Genomic DNA, 16,723 nt, shown 5'->3' on the forward strand with positions numbered 1-16,723 from the left:
TAAAGTTTACTAAAGTGATAAAATGAGATTGAGAAAGAATGGGGGATAGAAAATGAATCATCAAATTAACCGACTTATTTATTTTGGTTTACAACATCATTTAATTAGCGAAGATGATGAAATTTATGCAGTGAACTTATTATTAGATTTATTTCATTTAGATCATTTTACTAAAGAAGAAATGAGTGAAGAATTAGAAGTGGCGACAGACATTTTAGAAGAAATGTTAGATTATGCTTGTCAAGAAGGCCTCATTGAAAATAATATTACAGAACGAGATCTTTTTGATACGCGCATTATGAATTGTTTAATGCCTCGTCCAAGTGAAGTGATTCAAACATTTAAAGAGTATTATAAAGAAGATTCTAAAAAAGCAACAAAGTATTTCTATGATTTATCTATTGCATCGAATTATATTCGAAAAACAAGAACAGATAAAAATATTCGTTTCAAACAATTTTATAAATATGGTGATATTGAAATTACCATTAATTTATCTAAACCAGAAAAAGATCCAAAAGAAATCATGAAGGCAAAAACAATCAAAGCCAGTGGTTATCCCAAATGCCTTTTATGTAAAGAAAATGTGGGTTTTGCAGGAAACTTTAATCATCCCGCAAGGCAAAATCATCGTATTATCCCATTAATGTTAAATGGATATCGTTATTACATGCAATATTCACCTTATGTTTATTATAACGAACATTGCATTATTTTTAATGAAAACCATCAACCAATGGTCATTAATGAAAATACGTTTAGATCATTATTTTCATTTGTTAAACAATTTCCACATTATATGCTAGGTTCAAATGCGGATTTACCAATTGTAGGAGGATCTATTTTAACACACGATCACTTCCAAGGAGGACATTATATCTTTCCAATAGAAGGAGCGACAGTTGTTAAAGATATATCTTTAGACAAATATCCTGATTTACAAATCAGTGTTTTAAATTGGCCTTTATCAACCATTCGTGTACGTTCAACAAATGATGAACAAATGATTCGATTTGCCTTAGATACTTTAAATAAATGGATCAATTATTCTAATGAAAAATTGGATATTATCGCTTATAGTGAAAAAACAAGACATAATACGATTACTCCAATTGTAAGAAAGAAAAATGGCATGTATGAAATGGATCTTGTTTTAAGAAATAATCGAACAAGTGAAAAATATCCTGATGGTATTTTCCATCCTCATCAAAACTTACATCATATTAAAAAAGAAAATATTGGTTTAATTGAAGTGATGGGACTTGCGGTTTTACCAGCAAGATTAAAAGATGAATTAGAAGTTTTAAAAGAATGTTTATTAGGAAAAAAGAATATTTTAGAAATTTCAAATATGAAAAAGCATGAGGCATGGTATAATGAATTAAAGAGCCATGATTTTAATGAAGATACAGTGGATCAATTACTAAAAGAAGAATTAACACATAAATTCGTTAATGTATTAGAAGATGCGGGTGTCTTTAAAATGAATGAAGAAGGGAAAGAAGCTTTTATTAAATTTGTAGAAATGGTAGGAGAAAAAGAATGAAAAAAGCAAGTTTAGTGATTAAAGAAATTCAAGAGGGAACTTATAATGATGTTTTAAAAGAAGTCTATATTGATGAAAGCCGTATTGAAAAACAACCTCAAAGATATGTAGCAGCAATTGAAAAATTTATTTCACTTTATGGAGATCAAGAAATTGAAATCTATAGTACACCAGGAAGAAGTGAAGTCAGTGGGAATCATACGGATCATCAAAATGGTGAAGTTTTAGCGGCAGCCATCAACTTAGATATAATTGCGGTTGTTTCTAAAAATGATGTCGTTAAAGTTTTATCGGATGATTATGATTTAAAACCTATTTCTTTAGATGATTTATCAAAAAAAGAAGACGAAGTGGGCACATCTGAAGGACTAATGAGAGGAGTTCTTGCCCGTTTTAAAGAATTAGGTTATGCCATTGGTGGATTTAACGGCTATATGACAAGTGATGTTTTACAAGGCTCAGGGTTATCTTCATCAGCAGCCTTTGAAGTTATGATTGGAACCATTCTTTCAGGTCTTTATAATGAAATGAAAGTCGATCCTGTCGTGATTGGACAAGTGGGACAATATAGTGAAAATGTATATTTTGGAAAACCATGTGGTTTAATGGATCAAAGTGCTTGTTCAGTAGGAAGTTTGATTCATATTGATTTTAAGGATAATAGTAAACCTGTTGTCGAAAAAGTAGATGTTGAATTTTCTTCATTTAAACATAGTTTATGTATCGTAGATGTCCATGCGTCTCATGCAGATTTAACAGATGATTATGCAGCTGTTCCTTATGAAATGAAAAAAGTAGCTCAATTCTTTGGCAAAGAATTTTTAAGAGAAGTGGATGAAAAAGATTTTTATAACCAATTAGTCGCAGTAAGAAAAGAAGTAGGAGATCGTGCGATTTTAAGAGCAATTCATTTATTTAATGAAAATAAACGTGTGGAAAAAGCAGTATCTTCTTTAAAAAATAATGATTTTGATACGTTTAAACAAGTTATTAAAGATTCAGGAGATTCTTCATATAAATACTTACAAAACGTTTATTCAAATAAATATCCAGATAATCAAGCTGTTTCTTTGGCCCTTGCTTTATCAGAAGGTATTTTAGAAAATCATGGTGTATGTCGTGTTCATGGAGGTGGATTTGCGGGAACGATCCAAGCCTTTGTGGAAGATGAATACGTTGATCATTATAAAGAAGAAATTGAAAAGTATTTTGGTGAAGGTTCCTGTCATGTCTTAAAAGTAAGAAAATTTGGTGGAATGAAGGTACTTTAAGATGATTAAAATAGAGAAAGTAGAAAATAATATTGATTTAATTACACTTAAAAATGATGAATTAGAAGTTGTTGTTTCTAATTATGGATGTACACTTGTTAAAGTGTTGATGAAAGATCAAGCAGGAAATGTTGATGATGTGGTTTTAGGATATGATGATTTTAAATCTTATCAAACATTAGATGCCTATATTGGGGCGCTTGTTGGAAGAGTTGCTAATCGTATTAAAAAAGGAACTTTTGAATTAAACGGTCAAACTTATCATTTACCAATTAATAATGGACCTAACTCCTTACATGGAGGAATCAAAGGCTTTTCTTATCAAGTATTTGATTATCAAGTGCTTGATGAAACAAGTGTTGAATTCTATTATGTTTCTAAAGATGGGGAAGAAGGATATCCTGGTGAGTTAGATTTTAAAGCAATCTACTCACTTGAAGGCGATACACTTACCATGCATTATCATGCAACTACTTCGAAAGATACGCTTATTAATATTACGAATCATTCGTATTTTAACTTATCTGGCAAAAAAGAAAATGTATATCAACATTTATTAAAAGTTCATGCTGATCGTTTTGCTTGCATTGATCCTGATGGACTTCCTACAGGTGAAATAAAAGATGTCAAAGGAACATCTTTTGATTTCAATGAATTTGCCTATATTGGAGATCGTGTCGATAATGATGATGAACAATTACAACTTGGTAAAGGATTTGATCATCCAATGATCTTTAATACAAAAGAAAACCAAGTTGAATTGGTTCATGAAAAAACAGGAAGAAAATTAACCGTTTCAACGACTTTACCACAAGCACAAATCTATACAGCAAATTATTTAGATGGTCGTCTTGGTAAATATGGACAACATTACAATGCCCGTGATGCCATTTGTATTGAAACACAAAATATGCCGGATGCGATTCATCTAGAAGAAAACCCAAGTACGATTTTAAAAGCAGGCGACACTTATGATGAAAAAACATCTTATAAATTTGAAGTTATAAAAAATCTCTAGAGAAAAAATCTAGAGATTTTTAAATACATGAATTTCTTTCAATTAAAAAACAAGGTAAAAGAATTTTAATCGGTGAAATATTTTCATTATGTTTAAAAGCATCAAAAAGTTGTCTAGCAGCCATAAAGCCCATATCAAACGTTGGCGCAAAGACTGTTGTAAGCGGTGGATCGGTATAATTGGTTGTTTCAATATTATCAAAACCAATGATTGATATATCTTCAGGTATTTTGATGTCATATTGTTTTAAAGCACGCATGGCACCAATAGCGATAGGATCGCTTGCTGCAAAAATGGCGGAAGGAAGTTTCTTGTTTTTAATAAGTTCATAAGTCATATTAAAACCAGATTCAATTGAAAACGTTTCTTCGCTTATAGAATAATCAATGTTGTATTCTTTACAATAGTATTCAAAATATTCTTTTCTTTGATCATGATAGAGCTTATCATGAATTATTTCTTTACCACCTAAATAGGCAATTGAAGTATGTTTTTGACTTAAATAAGAAACCGCATCTTTAACTGCATTTTTAAAATCAAGTAAAATACAACATTCATGAATAGGATCAATATTCATATCTAAAAAAATAACATTTGAACATATCTTTTTATATGTTTCAATATCTTCTTGACTGTATTTCCCAATACAAACTAAACCTTGAATATCTTCTAATTGATTTAAATAATCAACATCTGTTTTAAAAACACGTTTGATAGCAATCTTGTTTTTAAAACAATATTCTTCTACTCCTTGACGAATACTTAAATAATAAGGGTCATTGGATTCTTCAATAGGAGATATCCATTGAATGATTCCTAATGTCATCACTGTATCATAGATTTTTTTATTTTTCTTTTTATAACCAAGCTGATTAGCTGCATCAAGAACACGTTGTCTTGTTTCTTTAGGAACAGACAACGTAGGATCATTATTTAAAATACGTGAAACACTGGCGCTTGATACTTTCGCTAATTCAGCAATATCTTTTATTGTTGCCATAAGAACCTCCAATCTATGGTTATTTTATCATTTAGTAAACTTGAAATCAATATTTACTAAAATATCATCTCCGTTTACAAAACGTTTATTCAAAGGTAAAATAAGGTGTAAAGAAATGAGGTAGTACAATGAAAATAAATGAATCAAAACATGGCTTTGTCGTTAAAAAAAGGACAGAAGTCAGTGAACTTAATGCAACAATGTATGAAATGGAACATATAAAAACCCATTTAAAACTTGCTTGGTTAAAACGTGATGAAGAAAATAAAACATTTGGTATTGCGTTTAAAACCTTACCAAGTGATGATAGTGGGGTTTTTCATATTTTAGAACATTCGGTCTTATGTGGATCTCAAAAATATCCTGTCAAAGAGCCTTTTGTAGAATTAATGAAAAGTTCAATGAGTACTTTTTTAAATGCCTTGACCTTTGAAGATAAAACCTTTTATCCTATTTCATCTAGAAATAATCAAGATTTTATGAATCTAACAAAAGTTTATTTAGATGCAGTTTTCAATCCTTTGATTTTAAATAAAAAAGAAATCTTTTTACAAGAAGGCTGGCATGTTGAAGCTACAGAAAAACCAACTTATAAAGGGGTTGTTTTAAATGAAATGAAGGGGGCTTTTTCAAGTCCTCGTGAAATTATGATGAATGCGTTGAATCGTGCTTTATTTAAAGACAACTGTTATCAATATGTTTCAGGAGGTGATCCTGAATCCATTACCGATTTAACCTATGAACAATTTATCCAAACTTATCAAAAATATTATCATCCTTCTAATGCCTTTGTCTTTTTAGATGGAGATGTCCCACTTGATGACGTTTTAGAACTTTTAAATCAAGAATATCTTTCTTCAATGGAAGCGAATTTACCAATAGAAGGGCCAATTTATCAACAACCTGTTCAAATTTCTAGACAAGTGGTAGATTATGAAATAGGGGAAGAAGAAAACGCTGAAAATAAATATCGCATGGCCTGGGGAAATGTGATTGGAAGTTATCAAGACTATGAAAAAGTCATTGCGATGCAAGTATTAAGTGATGTTTTATGTGGTGATAATCAAGCGGTTTTAAATAAAGCCCTTTTGGAAAAAGGACTAGCTGAAAATGTTTATTTAGCGATTAATGATGGTGAATTACAAAATTGGTGTCAATTAGAAGTTGATCATATAAAAGAAGAAAACTTAGATCAAGTTAAAGAAATTGTTTTTGATACGCTTCAAACATTGATTAAGAAAGGTATTGATCGTCAACAACTTGATGCGACACTTGCTTATTTAGAATTAAATTTAAAAGAAAGAAACTTTGGGGGATATCCTCAAGGAATTATTTTTGGTTTCCAAGTATTAGAAAGTTGGCTTTATGGAGGTAAACCAGAAGCCCATTTAGAATATGGAAAGATCTTTGATGATTTGAAAAAGAAAGTAAATGAAGGGTATTTTGAAAACCTTATCCAAGAAGTTCTTTTAGAAAATAAACATAGTTGCGAAATTGTATTAAAACCTTCAAAAGAGTTAGGAAAGATTCGTCGTGAAAAAGAAGAAAAGAAATTAACAAATGTTTTAAATTCTATGACAGATGTTCAAAAACAACAATTACAAATAGAACAAAAACAATTAGATGCTTTCCAACAAGCACCAGACACTTTAGAAAACTTAAATACTTTACCAAAATTAAATCTTGAAGATATTGAAGCAAAAGTACAAAAGATTCCTTCAAAGTTGATAGATTTAGAAGGATGCAAAGTTTTAAAACATTCAATAGAAACTAATGGTATTTATTATTATGCTCTTTATTTTAATATAGATCATTTAGATTTAAATCAAATCAGTACCTTATCTTTTATTTGTTCCTTATTAGGAAATATCTCTACAATAAAACATAGTGCTAAAGATCTTTCTACAAAGATTCGTCTTCTTTGTGGAACAATGAATTATTCTATTAATACATATGAAACAACTAATAAAGAAAATCAAGTTTACTTCAAAGCAACATTTTCTACTTTAGAAGAAAATGAACAAGAAGCTTTACAACTTCTTGTTGAAATCTTACAAGAATCTGTTTTTGATCAAGAAAAAATGATTCGTGATATTTTAAAACAACGTATTATTTCCTTAAAACAAGCGATTACTATGTCAGGACATAGTTTATCTATGAAAAGAGTTTTAGCAATGGTAAGTTCTTCGGGTGTTATTGATGAATATAGTAGTGGAATTGCTTATTATAAATGGTTAAAAGAATTAGATGATCATTTTGATTTTGTTGCTTTAAAACAAAAATTAGAAAGTGTTTATCAAAATGTTTGTTTCTATAATCGTTTAACTTTATCTTTTACTGGAAATGATGATACAAACTTAGAAAAACAAGCTCTTTATTTAAAAGAAACATTAAAAATCTCTGATGCTTTAGAAAAAGCAATCATAAAACCTTTTTCTATTAAAAAAGAAGGAATTATTATTCCTTCAGATATTGCTTATGCCTCTAAAGGAGGTTATCTATTAGAGACTTCTAAAATAACACCACTTGCTTCAAACATTATTTCTTTAGCGTATTTATGGAATGTAGTAAGAGTACAAGGAGGTGCTTATGGTACAGGTTTAGTATCGCGTGCTTCAGGATTTACATGTTGTTATTCTTATCGTGATCCAAATGGAAAAGAATCTTTAAAGAAATATGAAAAATGTGGAACATTTTTAAAAGATTATTTAAAGGAAAATCATGAGTTAACAGGATTTATTATTGGCACACTTTCAGGATTAATGCCACTTATGATGCCTTATAATATTGGCAAATATGGTGATTTATATTATTTTAATCAAAAAGATGAAAAAGCAAGACAAGAACAATTGGAAGCTATTTTAAATGTAGATAAGGATGAGCTATTAGAAATTGCGAAAGAAATCGATGAAACTTTAGAAAAAGGTGGGATATGTATTATTGGTGGTAAAAATCAAATAGATCAATGCGATCTTGATGAAATTATTTCATTATAAAAGAGGTATTTTCAATGTTAGAGAAATATGATGTTTATTTAAGACCATTTAACTGTCAAAGAACATTGCATATTTATTTACCTAATGATTATTATCAAAGTGATGAAAGATATCCGGTTGTTTATATGTTTGATGGACATAATTTGTTTTTGAATAGTGATGCTACTTATGGTAAATCATGGGGCTTAGCTGAATTTTTAAATCATTATGATAAGAAATTGATTATTGTAGGGATTGAATGTAATCATGAAGGGAATGAAAGATTAAGTGAGTATTGTCCTTATAACTTAAATAGTCGTTATTTTGGACGCGTTCAAGGAAAAGGTATTCAAACATTAGATTGGCTTGTTTATGAACTAAAGCCGATGATTGATCAAAAATATAGAACATATCCTTTTAGAGAATGTACAGCCATTGCAGGAAGTTCTATGGGTGGTTTGATGGCTTTTTATGGAGTTATCAAATACAACCAATATATTTCTAAAGCCGCTTGTTTATCACCAGCCTTTGGCTTATGTAAAAAACGTTTAGAAAGAGATCTTCCTCAAAATTTAAATCCTGATACACGTATTTATATGTCTTTAGGAACGGAAGAATTTAAAAGACCACAACACTTTATTAAAAATATTCAAGAGTTTAATGATTATATTGTATCTAAAGGTGCAACAAGTTATATCAATATTATTCCCGGAGGTTATCATAATGAAGCTGAGTGGGAAAAACAAAATGAGTTGTATATGAATGTGATGTGGAAATAAGGAGATAAAAAATGAAACCATTTTGGGAAGATGAATATTTAAATAAAGAAAAATCAACATTTGGAAATCCAAGTAAAGAGGTTAAAGAACTTGTTCCGTATTTAAAGAAAGATGCAAAGATACTTGATGTGGGTTGTGGCGATGGAAGACATGCTTTATACCTTGCAAGCTTGGGTTTTCAAGTAGATGCATTTGATTTATCAAAAAATGCGATTGAAAAAATAGATTATTTAAAACAAAAGAATAATTTAAATATTCATACATGGGTATGTGATGTGTTAGATTATCCCTTTAGATATTCCTATGATTTAATCATTGTTCATGGTGTTTTACAATTTATTGATAAAACAAAACAACCACAAGTAATAGAGTTGTTAAAGAAATGGACAAATGTAAATGGATATCATGTTATTGCTTTATTTACAGATGAAGAACCTATTCCAGATGATTTAAAAGATGTTATGGTAGGTGTCTTTAAAAATGAAGAAATTAAAGATTATTATATAAACTGGAAAACCCTAATGTTTGAAAATAAAAAATTTCATGATGAACATGAAAATGGTATTAAGCATCTTCATGCTATGAATAAATTAGTGGTAAAGAAAATAGGGTAAGCAAATATGAAAATAAGATGCTTTGAAGAAAATGATATAAAACCTATTTATGAATTATTAAAAAATGAATTAGGGTATGAAGTTGATTATAGTTTGTTTGTTTTAAGAGTACAAGAAATGATTAAAAATAATTATTTGATTTATGTTGCTTGTATAGAAAATAAAGTTGTTGGTTTTATTGGAATAGAAGTAAGTTATGTCTTTGAACTTCCAAAACAAATAATGAGGGTAAATGCTCTTGCTGTTGATAAAAATTATCAAAACAAAGGGATTGGAAAACATCTTATACAAGAGGTTGAAAAATATGCCAAAATAAATAACATGGCTGCGATTACTTTGAATAGTGGGATTTCTAGAAAAACAGCGCATATTTTTTATGAAAAACAAGGGTATTCTAAAAAAGGTTATAGCTTTGTTAAATATCTAAAATAGGGGTATAAAATGAATATTGAATTATACGATAAAATCAAAATTCTTTATTTAAAATATCATAAAGAAAAAACATGGAATCATGTAGAAAATGTAGCCAAAGAAGCTAAAAAGCTTGCAATACAATATCATTTAGATATTGAAAAATGTAAGATAGCTGCTTTGTTGCATGATATCAGTGCAATCCTTTCACCAGATGATATGTATAAATACGCTAAAGAATTAAGATATCAAATAGATCCAAGTGAAGAAAAATATCATTTCTTATTGCATCAAAGAATTTCTAAAGAAATTGCATATGACTATTTTCATATTGAAGATGAAGATATTTTATCAGCAATTGAATGTCATACAACTTTAAAAAAAGACATGAATGATTATGATAAAATTATTTTCTTAGCTGATAAGCTTAACTGGGATCAAGGAGGAATACCTCCTTATTATCAGCAATTAAAAAATGCAATCAATATTTCTTTAGATAAAGGATGTTATTGGTTTATAAGTTATCAATTTGAAACACATCAACTTCTTATGCCTCATACTTGGTTATTAGAAGCTTATGAAAAATTAAAATAGACAAATGAAGGCAAATAGTGTCGGGAGAAAATCTTTTTTCTTAACTATAATACAAGTACAGTAGAGAAAAGGAGAAAAGATATGGATTGGGTAAATGCAATTGAAAAAGCAATTCAATATATTGAAAACCACTTAGTAGAAGATATAACAGTGAAAGATGTTGCAAAATATGTTCATATTTCTGAATTTTATTTTCAAAAAGAATTTGCTATGTTATGTGGATTTACTATTAGTGAATATATTCGTAAAAGAAGATTATCGCTTGCGGGTAATGAAATTGCTGGAAGTGACATAAAAATTATTGATATTGCCATAAAGTATGGCTATGATTCGCCAGATAGTTTTACCAAAGCTTTTACACGTTTTCATGGTGTAACACCAACAGTTGCTCGTAAGAAGCATACAACTTTGAAATCCTTTGCTCCACTGAAACTAACAATAGCTTTAGAAGGAGGATATCTTATGGATTACAAGATTGAAAGAAAAAAAGCGTTTAAAGTTATCGCAAATGAAAAAACGTTTGCTTATGAAAATGCTAAAAAAGTCATTCCTGATTTTTGGAAAGAGCATTATCAAACAGGTAAAGGAAAAGTTGTTAGAGGAGTTTATGGAATTAACATTGATAAACAAATGGGGCAAGAAAAATTTGACTATTTAATTGCAGATCCTTATCAAGAACAAGTTATTCCAGAAGGCTTTGTGTTAGAAACTATTCCTGAGTTTGAATGGGCAGTTTTTCCGTGTGTTGGAGCAATGCCTAGAGCTTTGCAAGATGCAAATGTTAAAATATTTACGGAATGGTTATCGGCGTTAAAAGATTATGAATTTGCTGCTGGATATTGTGTAGAATATTATGATGATCCAACAAAATATCTTAAAGGTACATTGGATGAAAATTATTATTGTGAAATATGGATTCCAATTAAAAAAAGATAAAAGAAATCTCTAATAGAGTTATTTTCTATTAGAGATTTTTATTTGATAAGATATCCATTAAAAATGGAACAACTTTTTCATCAAACATTTCATCTAGAGAAGAAATAAGACGGTATTCACTATGTTCTTCAGGATCTAATTGAATTACATAATCATTTGTATTTTTTAAAGTACAAATATAAACAAGTCGAGTAAACATCGTATTTTTACCTTTATCAAAATTACTATCTTCATGAATGATTTGTTTTACTTCAACATCTAAATTAACTTCTTCTTTGGCTTCTCTAATTAAAGCTTCTACAGGTGTTTCAAAGTCTTCTACAGAACCTCCAGGAATATCCCAATATTCAGGATATACATTTGGTTTTCCTCTTTTGATAATACTTCTTTTAATGATAAGATACTTGTTATTGATTTTCATTAAACCGTGTACAATAAGTTTGTTTTGAAATTCTTTCATATGATTTTCCTCCTTATGGGTAAATTTTATTATAAATCTGTTTTCAATAAAAATGCAATGAGAAAAATATGATATAATAAAATCAATAAAGATTAGAGGAAATGTGTATGGATAAAAATAAAAAATGGATTGATTATATTATTGAATTACAAAGTTTAGCACAAGCTGGACTTACTTATGGAAAAGATGTTTACGATAAAGAACGCTATAAGCGTATTCGCCAACTTTCCGCTATAATGATGGCAGATCTTTCAAATAAGCCATTAGAACAAGTAGAAGGACTTTTTTGTAATGAAGTAGGGTATCAAACACCCAAAATTGATACACGTGCTGCTATTTTTAAAGAAGATAAAATCTTACTTGTACAAGAGAAAAATGGAACATGGGCATTACCTGGTGGTTGGTGTGATGTCAATGTCTCAGTTATGGAAAATACGATAAAGGAAGTAAAAGAAGAAGCCGGACTTGATGTTGTTGTTAAAAATGTCATTGCAATTCAAGATAGAGAAAAACATAATCAACCAATCTATGCTTATAAAGTATGTAAAATATTTATGCTTTGTGAAGTAGAAGGTGGTGTTTTTAAAGAAAATAGTGAAACAATAGGTTTTGATTATTTTACAAAAGACAATCTTCCTATACTTGCTACAGAAAAGAATAATGAAGAACAAATTCAAATGTGTTTTGATGCTTATAAAGCAGGAGAAAATTGGAAAACATATTTTGATTAGAAATTATTTATAAAATCTTTTTATGAAGGAAAAATAATGTTTTAATGATAAAAAAGGAGAAATATTATGGAAAATAAAGATGTTCAAAAAATAGCAAAAATGACAATACAATATGCAAAAGAAATTATTAAACCTGGTATGTCCCTTATTGATTTGAGAAATGATTTAGAGAAGAAAATGCTTGAGTTGGGCGCAGATTCTTTTTGGTATTGGGATGTAGGAGCATTTATTTTTTCAGGAGATGAAACAAATGTTTCAATATCAGGTAAACATTATGTAACTGCAAATAAAACTATACAAAATAATGATATTATTACGATTGATTTATCACCTCAAAATAATAATGTTTGGGGAGACTATGCAAGAACAATTATTATTGAAAATGGGATAGTTGTTGATTGTGTAGGAAATATTGAAAATGAAGAATGGAAAAAAGGATTACAAATGGAAGATAGACTTCATCAAGAATTATTGAAATATGTTACTGTTGAAACAACCTTTGAAGATCTTTATTTTCATATGAATCACTTGATAAAGGAATATGGGTTTATAAATTTAGATTTTTTAGGAAATTTAGGACATTCTATTGTAAATAGAAGTGAAGATAGAATTTATATTGAAAAGGGAAATAAAACAAAATTAATAGATGTAAATTATTTTACGTTTGAACCACATATAAGTGTTTTAAATTCTAAATATGGTTATAAAAAAGAAAATATTTATTATTTTGTTGAAGAAAAATTAGTTGAATTATAACTTATATTTAATGGGGAGTCGTCAATGAAAAAAGATTTTGAAAATTTAAAAAAAATATTTGAACAAGCAAATGAACAACTATTAAATCTTGATATTGATTTATTTGAATCACAAGTATCTGAACAAACAATTTGTGGAGCACTGGCTATAAGATTACATGATATATTAAAAGATACCCAATATTCCAAGTATTATGTTGATATTGAATATAATCGCAATAGAGGTGGAAAATTTAAAAAAATGTCTAAAAGTATACAGGGTCCAGGCGAAGAAATAATAAGAATTAAAACAGATTTAATTGTACATAGTAGAGGAGAATGTGTAGAACGAGATAATTTACTTGCACTTGAAATGAAGAAAAGTTATCGACCTAAAAAGGAGAAGGATGCAGATAGGAGCCGATTAAAATGTTTAACTAAAGATAGCTTTAATCATGAGTGGTCTTTTGATGGAACAGAACCTCCTGAACATGTTTGTCGATATGCTATAGGCATATATTATGAGATTGATTTTGATAAAAATACTATCTCAATAGAATATTATCGTAAAGGAAAGTATCATACGAAAGATAAGAAACTCATTAAAAAAGGAACAGATTAATTAAACAAATGTTCCTTTTTTACTTTATTTCATAATGTGATATGCAAAGTTAGCAAAACCATTTTTATCATAAGAAGTAGAAATGTAGTTTACAATTTTCTTTACATCATCTACTGCGTTATTAACAGCACCACTATAATTTACTTTTTTTAACATTTCTAAATCATTTAAATGATCTCCAATTGCATACGTATTTTCTAAATTAATATTAAAATGTTTGCATAAAATATCAATAGCATTTGCTTTTGTTACCGATAAAGAAGATATCTCGGTGTTTAGTTGACCTGAAGAAGTGATTTTGAAATCTTTGTCATATTTTTTATTTATACTTTCTATAAATTTAAAATCATGAGTAATGATTTCTAATTTAAATAAATCTTTATCTTTTGTTTTAAAGTCGTTGATAATTTGCTTAGTAAGAGGGACACTTGAAAATATAATATCATAGTAAACTTGCATACCATAAAGAGCATAATCAATATCAGTAGTTTTAGTCATTGCTAATTGATAAAGTCTTTTTATTAATTGTTTAGATTTATGATAATAAAAGTGACATTGATCGTAAAGAATATAATAGTAATCTAATTTATTACATTGATCGATAATATCAAAAATCTTGTTTTCTTTAATAGGCATATTTGCAAGTAAGAAACCATCTTGTAAATAGATTTGAGCACCATTTAAAGCAATAACAGGTATTTGTAGATGATATTTTTCTAATAGATTTATTTTAATATCATTATAACTACGCCCAGATGCAAAGACGACAATAAAACCTTTATTTTGTAATTGATATAAAGCTTTTAAATTTTCTTCACTAATTTCATGTTGAGCAGTTAAAAGAGTTTTATCTAAATCAGTAAATATAATCTTTTCTTTATTCATAAAAACCTCCTTAATCGTTTGACAATGTTTAAAAATTAAGATAGGATTTTTTTAACTTTAAATTAATATATTTTCTTTAAAACATCATGTTTATAGGTGAGAGTGTAAATAAAATGTCTTAGAATTTATATGATTTAAAGTTTTTCTTTTTCTAACCATTGTACTTTTTTGTTAATGATAAAGTGATCGATAAGCCATAATGTTCCATTAAAAATAATAAGAAAACGATAAGCATTATTTAATGAAAATAATGAGCAGGTAATAAGTGAAATTGAAAGACCAATAATTCTTCCTAGGGCAATTGGAAATTCAGATGCAACAATATATTCGTATTGGTTATAATCGTTGTTTGCTATTTTGGCTAATTGGAATTTAACGGATTGAAAGATTGTTTGATTCCAACAGTAGACAACACCAAGTAAGATATAAGTGATTAATAATATTTTAGGCGATTGAAAAATTCCTAATAAGGACATTATTCCAAAATAAATCATAGAAGCAATTAAATGATAATTCTTTTGATTGGTTCTATTAAATTTACTAGCAATTAAACTTGAACTGAAAATACCAATACAAGCCATAATTGAATTAAATTGACCGATAATTTGTTCGTTAGAAATAATTGTATAAGCAAAAACAGTAAATATCTGATTAAATATTGAATCTCTAATACCGTTACTAAAATTATAATATTTATTAGCATTCCAATATTTGTTACCTTTAAGTTTTAAAACTTCTAATAATCTAATATTTTGATTTAAAGTAAGTCCTTTTATAAAAATAGACATATAAATACCAATAATAAGTAACAAAGCGGATATAAAAAATAAAATATAATAACCTGTTAGTTTAGTATAAATGGAAATAATATAACCTGAAAGTGAAGGCATAATAATTCCAAAAAGATAACTGAATGTTTGTTGATATGAAAAGAAGCGACCTTGTTCACTTTCTTTTACGAGTTGTCCAGTAAGTAGGTTAAACGAAAAATAGTAAAAACCTTGACCAATTCCATTAAAGATACCTAATGGAATTAAAAATAATTGGGCTTGTTCTTTTAATGATAAAATAAGCAAATAATAAGCAATCATTGAAAAGATGCCAGTTTTAAGAAAAGTAACAAGATTTATTTTTGATATAAATTTTGTTCCAATAATAAAAGCAATAAGCAAAGAAACATAGTTAAGAATATTTTGAAATAAGATAATAAATATACTATTTGTTAGTCTTACTAAATAAACATTCAAAAAAACTGAGGCAATATTTGAACCAGCAAGGAATAACATTCCTACAATAAGTAAATATTTTGTTTCCTTTGTTAAAGTATTTTTAATTTTTAGCATTTCTAAAATTTTTAATTGCTATTTTTAATAATTCTGAAACTTCTTCTTGCGAAAGTGAAATGCTATCAACAAGAACATAAGTTGCAATACCATGCGTATAAAATCGAATATTTTGAAAAAGTTGGCAAGCTTCATCAAATGAAATTTGATACTGTTTTTCAATCTTTTTAATAATATTTTGATTGTACGATGATTGAATTATTTGTGATAGCGTTCTTTGACCACCAATATCTGAAATATAAACAGCTTTGAACAGATTTTTTTCTTTTCTTGCAAATTCGATATAGGCATAGCTAACGCGATACAATTCATCATTTTCATCAACATAAATATCTGTAAATTCTCGATAGTATTTATATATTTCTTCAATAAGTTCTTCTTTTAATTCATCCATATTTTTGTAAACCCTAAAAATAGGATTTGTAGAACAATTCATTTCTTTTGCAATACTTCTTGCATTAACTTCCTCAAAACCACTTTTTCTTATTATTTCAAGAGATGAAGTTAAAATATCTTGCTTATTAATTTTTGATTTTGGTGGCATAACAAAACTCCTTTCTTATAAAATAACATTTGTTACGTAACATATGTTATTTTATAATTAAAAATTAAATTTGTCAATGGAACACATCATAGAAGATATTTTAATTCCTCTTTTTTATTATTTGTGTAATATTATAATTCTATTTAGTTAAAGATGTTGATTTATACGGAAATATTAGCTTTTACAGGAGTAGGAATATCAAAATAAAGTAATATGCCGATATCTATAGAAAAGCAGAAGTAGGGTTTAATGATAAAAAA

Annotated in this window: 17 protein-coding genes; 12 read left to right on the forward strand and 5 right to left on the reverse strand. The window is 28.0% G+C overall.

The annotated features are described in order from the left end of the window. Positions 1-52 precede the first annotated feature (52 nt). Genes HUU89_RS03330 through HUU89_RS03340 form a run of 3 tightly spaced genes read left to right on the forward strand, consistent with a single transcriptional unit; the run spans position 53 to position 3,835 of the window. Positions 53-1,546 (forward strand): UDP-glucose--hexose-1-phosphate uridylyltransferase, encoded by a 1,494-nt coding sequence (locus tag HUU89_RS03330; RefSeq protein WP_147579555.1) that lies wholly within the window; start codon positions 53-55, stop codon positions 1,544-1,546. After that, entirely contained in the window at positions 1,543-2,817 is a 1,275-nt protein-coding gene (locus HUU89_RS03335) for a galactokinase (RefSeq protein WP_119363641.1), read from the forward strand. The genes HUU89_RS03330 and HUU89_RS03335 overlap by 4 nt, the downstream gene beginning before the upstream one ends. 1 nt (position 2,818) lies before the next feature. Continuing rightward, positions 2,819-3,835 (forward strand): aldose epimerase family protein, encoded by a 1,017-nt coding sequence (locus tag HUU89_RS03340; RefSeq protein WP_175300993.1) that lies wholly within the window; start codon positions 2,819-2,821, stop codon positions 3,833-3,835. A gap of 19 nt (positions 3,836-3,854) precedes the next feature. Here the strand turns inward: HUU89_RS03340 and HUU89_RS03345 are convergent, their stop codons facing one another. Next, the gene (locus tag HUU89_RS03345) at positions 3,855-4,835 is read right to left on the reverse strand and encodes a LacI family DNA-binding transcriptional regulator (protein ID WP_119363640.1); all 981 of its coding nucleotides are present in this window, start codon (positions 4,833-4,835) and stop codon (positions 3,855-3,857) included. Positions 4,836-4,963: 128 nt separating this feature from the next. Here HUU89_RS03345 and HUU89_RS03350 point away from each other — a divergent pair, with 128 nt between their 5' ends. From HUU89_RS03350 to HUU89_RS03375, 6 genes are all read left to right on the forward strand, one after another. Further along, complete coding sequence (locus tag HUU89_RS03350; RefSeq protein WP_175300994.1) at positions 4,964-7,831, forward strand: insulinase family protein; 2,868 nt, start codon at positions 4,964-4,966, stop codon at positions 7,829-7,831. 14 nt (positions 7,832-7,845) lie between these two features. After that, positions 7,846-8,589 (forward strand): alpha/beta hydrolase, encoded by a 744-nt coding sequence (locus HUU89_RS03355; protein WP_175300995.1) that lies wholly within the window; start codon positions 7,846-7,848, stop codon positions 8,587-8,589. A gap of 11 nt (positions 8,590-8,600) precedes the next feature. Further along, positions 8,601-9,203: a methyltransferase domain-containing protein gene (locus HUU89_RS03360; protein WP_022002841.1), complete on the forward strand. Its 603-nt coding sequence runs from the start codon at positions 8,601-8,603 to the stop codon at positions 9,201-9,203. Between the two features lie 6 nt (positions 9,204-9,209). Continuing rightward, entirely contained in the window at positions 9,210-9,635 is a 426-nt protein-coding gene (locus HUU89_RS03365; RefSeq protein ID WP_118462777.1) for a GNAT family N-acetyltransferase, read from the forward strand. A gap of 9 nt (positions 9,636-9,644) precedes the next feature. Then, entirely contained in the window at positions 9,645-10,208 is a 564-nt protein-coding gene (gene yqeK, locus HUU89_RS03370) for a bis(5'-nucleosyl)-tetraphosphatase (symmetrical) YqeK (RefSeq protein ID WP_175300996.1), read from the forward strand. Between the two features lie 81 nt (positions 10,209-10,289). Continuing rightward, the gene (locus HUU89_RS03375) at positions 10,290-11,144 is read left to right on the forward strand and encodes an AraC family transcriptional regulator (protein ID WP_175300997.1); all 855 of its coding nucleotides are present in this window, start codon (positions 10,290-10,292) and stop codon (positions 11,142-11,144) included. Between the two features lie 28 nt (positions 11,145-11,172). On the opposite strand, the gene HUU89_RS03380 is transcribed toward HUU89_RS03375, so the two are convergent. Then, positions 11,173-11,604 (reverse strand): NUDIX hydrolase, encoded by a 432-nt coding sequence (locus HUU89_RS03380; protein ID WP_175300998.1) that lies wholly within the window; start codon positions 11,602-11,604, stop codon positions 11,173-11,175. Between the two features lie 107 nt (positions 11,605-11,711). Here HUU89_RS03380 and HUU89_RS03385 point away from each other — a divergent pair, with 107 nt between their 5' ends. The 3 genes from HUU89_RS03385 to HUU89_RS03395 all read left to right on the forward strand — a co-directional run bounded on the left by HUU89_RS03385 (position 11,712) and on the right by HUU89_RS03395 (position 13,691). Beyond that, positions 11,712-12,335, forward strand: coding sequence for an NUDIX hydrolase N-terminal domain-containing protein (locus HUU89_RS03385; RefSeq protein ID WP_032090454.1), 624 nt, complete (start codon positions 11,712-11,714; stop codon positions 12,333-12,335). Positions 12,336-12,401: 66 nt separating this feature from the next. Then, positions 12,402-13,091 (forward strand): M24 family metallopeptidase, encoded by a 690-nt coding sequence (locus HUU89_RS03390; protein WP_032090453.1) that lies wholly within the window; start codon positions 12,402-12,404, stop codon positions 13,089-13,091. 24 nt (positions 13,092-13,115) lie between these two features. Next, on the forward strand, positions 13,116-13,691 hold the full coding sequence (locus HUU89_RS03395; protein WP_032090452.1) for a hypothetical protein: 576 nt from the start codon (positions 13,116-13,118) through the stop codon (positions 13,689-13,691). Between the two features lie 24 nt (positions 13,692-13,715). Here HUU89_RS03395 and HUU89_RS03400 read toward each other — a convergent pair whose 3' ends face one another. The 3 genes from HUU89_RS03400 to HUU89_RS03410 all read right to left on the reverse strand — a co-directional run bounded on the left by HUU89_RS03400 (position 13,716) and on the right by HUU89_RS03410 (position 16,463). Next, a complete protein-coding gene (locus tag HUU89_RS03400) occupies positions 13,716-14,576 on the reverse strand; it encodes a Cof-type HAD-IIB family hydrolase (RefSeq protein WP_032090449.1) in 861 nt (286 codons plus the stop codon). A gap of 134 nt (positions 14,577-14,710) precedes the next feature. Next, complete coding sequence (locus HUU89_RS03405) at positions 14,711-15,919, reverse strand: MFS transporter (protein WP_032090448.1); 1,209 nt, start codon at positions 15,917-15,919, stop codon at positions 14,711-14,713. Then, entirely contained in the window at positions 15,906-16,463 is a 558-nt protein-coding gene (locus HUU89_RS03410; protein WP_032090447.1) for a TetR/AcrR family transcriptional regulator, read from the reverse strand. The genes HUU89_RS03405 and HUU89_RS03410 overlap by 14 nt, the downstream gene beginning before the upstream one ends. Positions 16,464-16,723 lie beyond the last annotated feature (260 nt).

The sequence above is a fragment of the Faecalibacillus sp. H12 genome (assembly GCF_013361255.1).
GTDB classification, from domain to species: Bacteria; Bacillota_I; Bacilli_A; order Erysipelotrichales; family Coprobacillaceae; genus Faecalibacillus; species Faecalibacillus intestinalis.

What these genes read in the sequence shown, in the direction of transcription:
- HUU89_RS03330 (WP_147579555.1), top strand. Translation starts at nt 53, where the DNA reads ATGAATCATCAAATTAACCGACTTATTTATTTTGGTTTACAACATCAT.
- HUU89_RS03335 (WP_119363641.1), top strand. Translation starts at nt 1,543, where the DNA reads ATGAAAAAAGCAAGTTTAGTGATTAAAGAAATTCAAGAGGGAACTTAT.
- HUU89_RS03340 (WP_175300993.1), top strand. Translation starts at nt 2,819, where the DNA reads ATGATTAAAATAGAGAAAGTAGAAAATAATATTGATTTAATTACACTT.
- HUU89_RS03345 (WP_119363640.1), bottom strand. Translation starts at nt 4,835, where the DNA reads ATGGCAACAATAAAAGATATTGCTGAATTAGCGAAAGTATCAAGCGCC.
- HUU89_RS03350 (WP_175300994.1), top strand. Translation starts at nt 4,964, where the DNA reads ATGAAAATAAATGAATCAAAACATGGCTTTGTCGTTAAAAAAAGGACA.
- HUU89_RS03355 (WP_175300995.1), top strand. Translation starts at nt 7,846, where the DNA reads ATGTTAGAGAAATATGATGTTTATTTAAGACCATTTAACTGTCAAAGA.
- HUU89_RS03360 (WP_022002841.1), top strand. Translation starts at nt 8,601, where the DNA reads ATGAAACCATTTTGGGAAGATGAATATTTAAATAAAGAAAAATCAACA.
- HUU89_RS03365 (WP_118462777.1), top strand. Translation starts at nt 9,210, where the DNA reads ATGAAAATAAGATGCTTTGAAGAAAATGATATAAAACCTATTTATGAA.
- yqeK (WP_175300996.1), top strand. Translation starts at nt 9,645, where the DNA reads ATGAATATTGAATTATACGATAAAATCAAAATTCTTTATTTAAAATAT.
- HUU89_RS03375 (WP_175300997.1), top strand. Translation starts at nt 10,290, where the DNA reads ATGGATTGGGTAAATGCAATTGAAAAAGCAATTCAATATATTGAAAAC.
- HUU89_RS03380 (WP_175300998.1), bottom strand. Translation starts at nt 11,604, where the DNA reads ATGAAAGAATTTCAAAACAAACTTATTGTACACGGTTTAATGAAAATC.
- HUU89_RS03385 (WP_032090454.1), top strand. Translation starts at nt 11,712, where the DNA reads ATGGATAAAAATAAAAAATGGATTGATTATATTATTGAATTACAAAGT.
- HUU89_RS03390 (WP_032090453.1), top strand. Translation starts at nt 12,402, where the DNA reads ATGGAAAATAAAGATGTTCAAAAAATAGCAAAAATGACAATACAATAT.
- HUU89_RS03395 (WP_032090452.1), top strand. Translation starts at nt 13,116, where the DNA reads ATGAAAAAAGATTTTGAAAATTTAAAAAAAATATTTGAACAAGCAAAT.
- HUU89_RS03400 (WP_032090449.1), bottom strand. Translation starts at nt 14,576, where the DNA reads ATGAATAAAGAAAAGATTATATTTACTGATTTAGATAAAACTCTTTTA.
- HUU89_RS03405 (WP_032090448.1), bottom strand. Translation starts at nt 15,919, where the DNA reads ATGCTAAAAATTAAAAATACTTTAACAAAGGAAACAAAATATTTACTT.
- HUU89_RS03410 (WP_032090447.1), bottom strand. Translation starts at nt 16,463, where the DNA reads ATGCCACCAAAATCAAAAATTAATAAGCAAGATATTTTAACTTCATCT.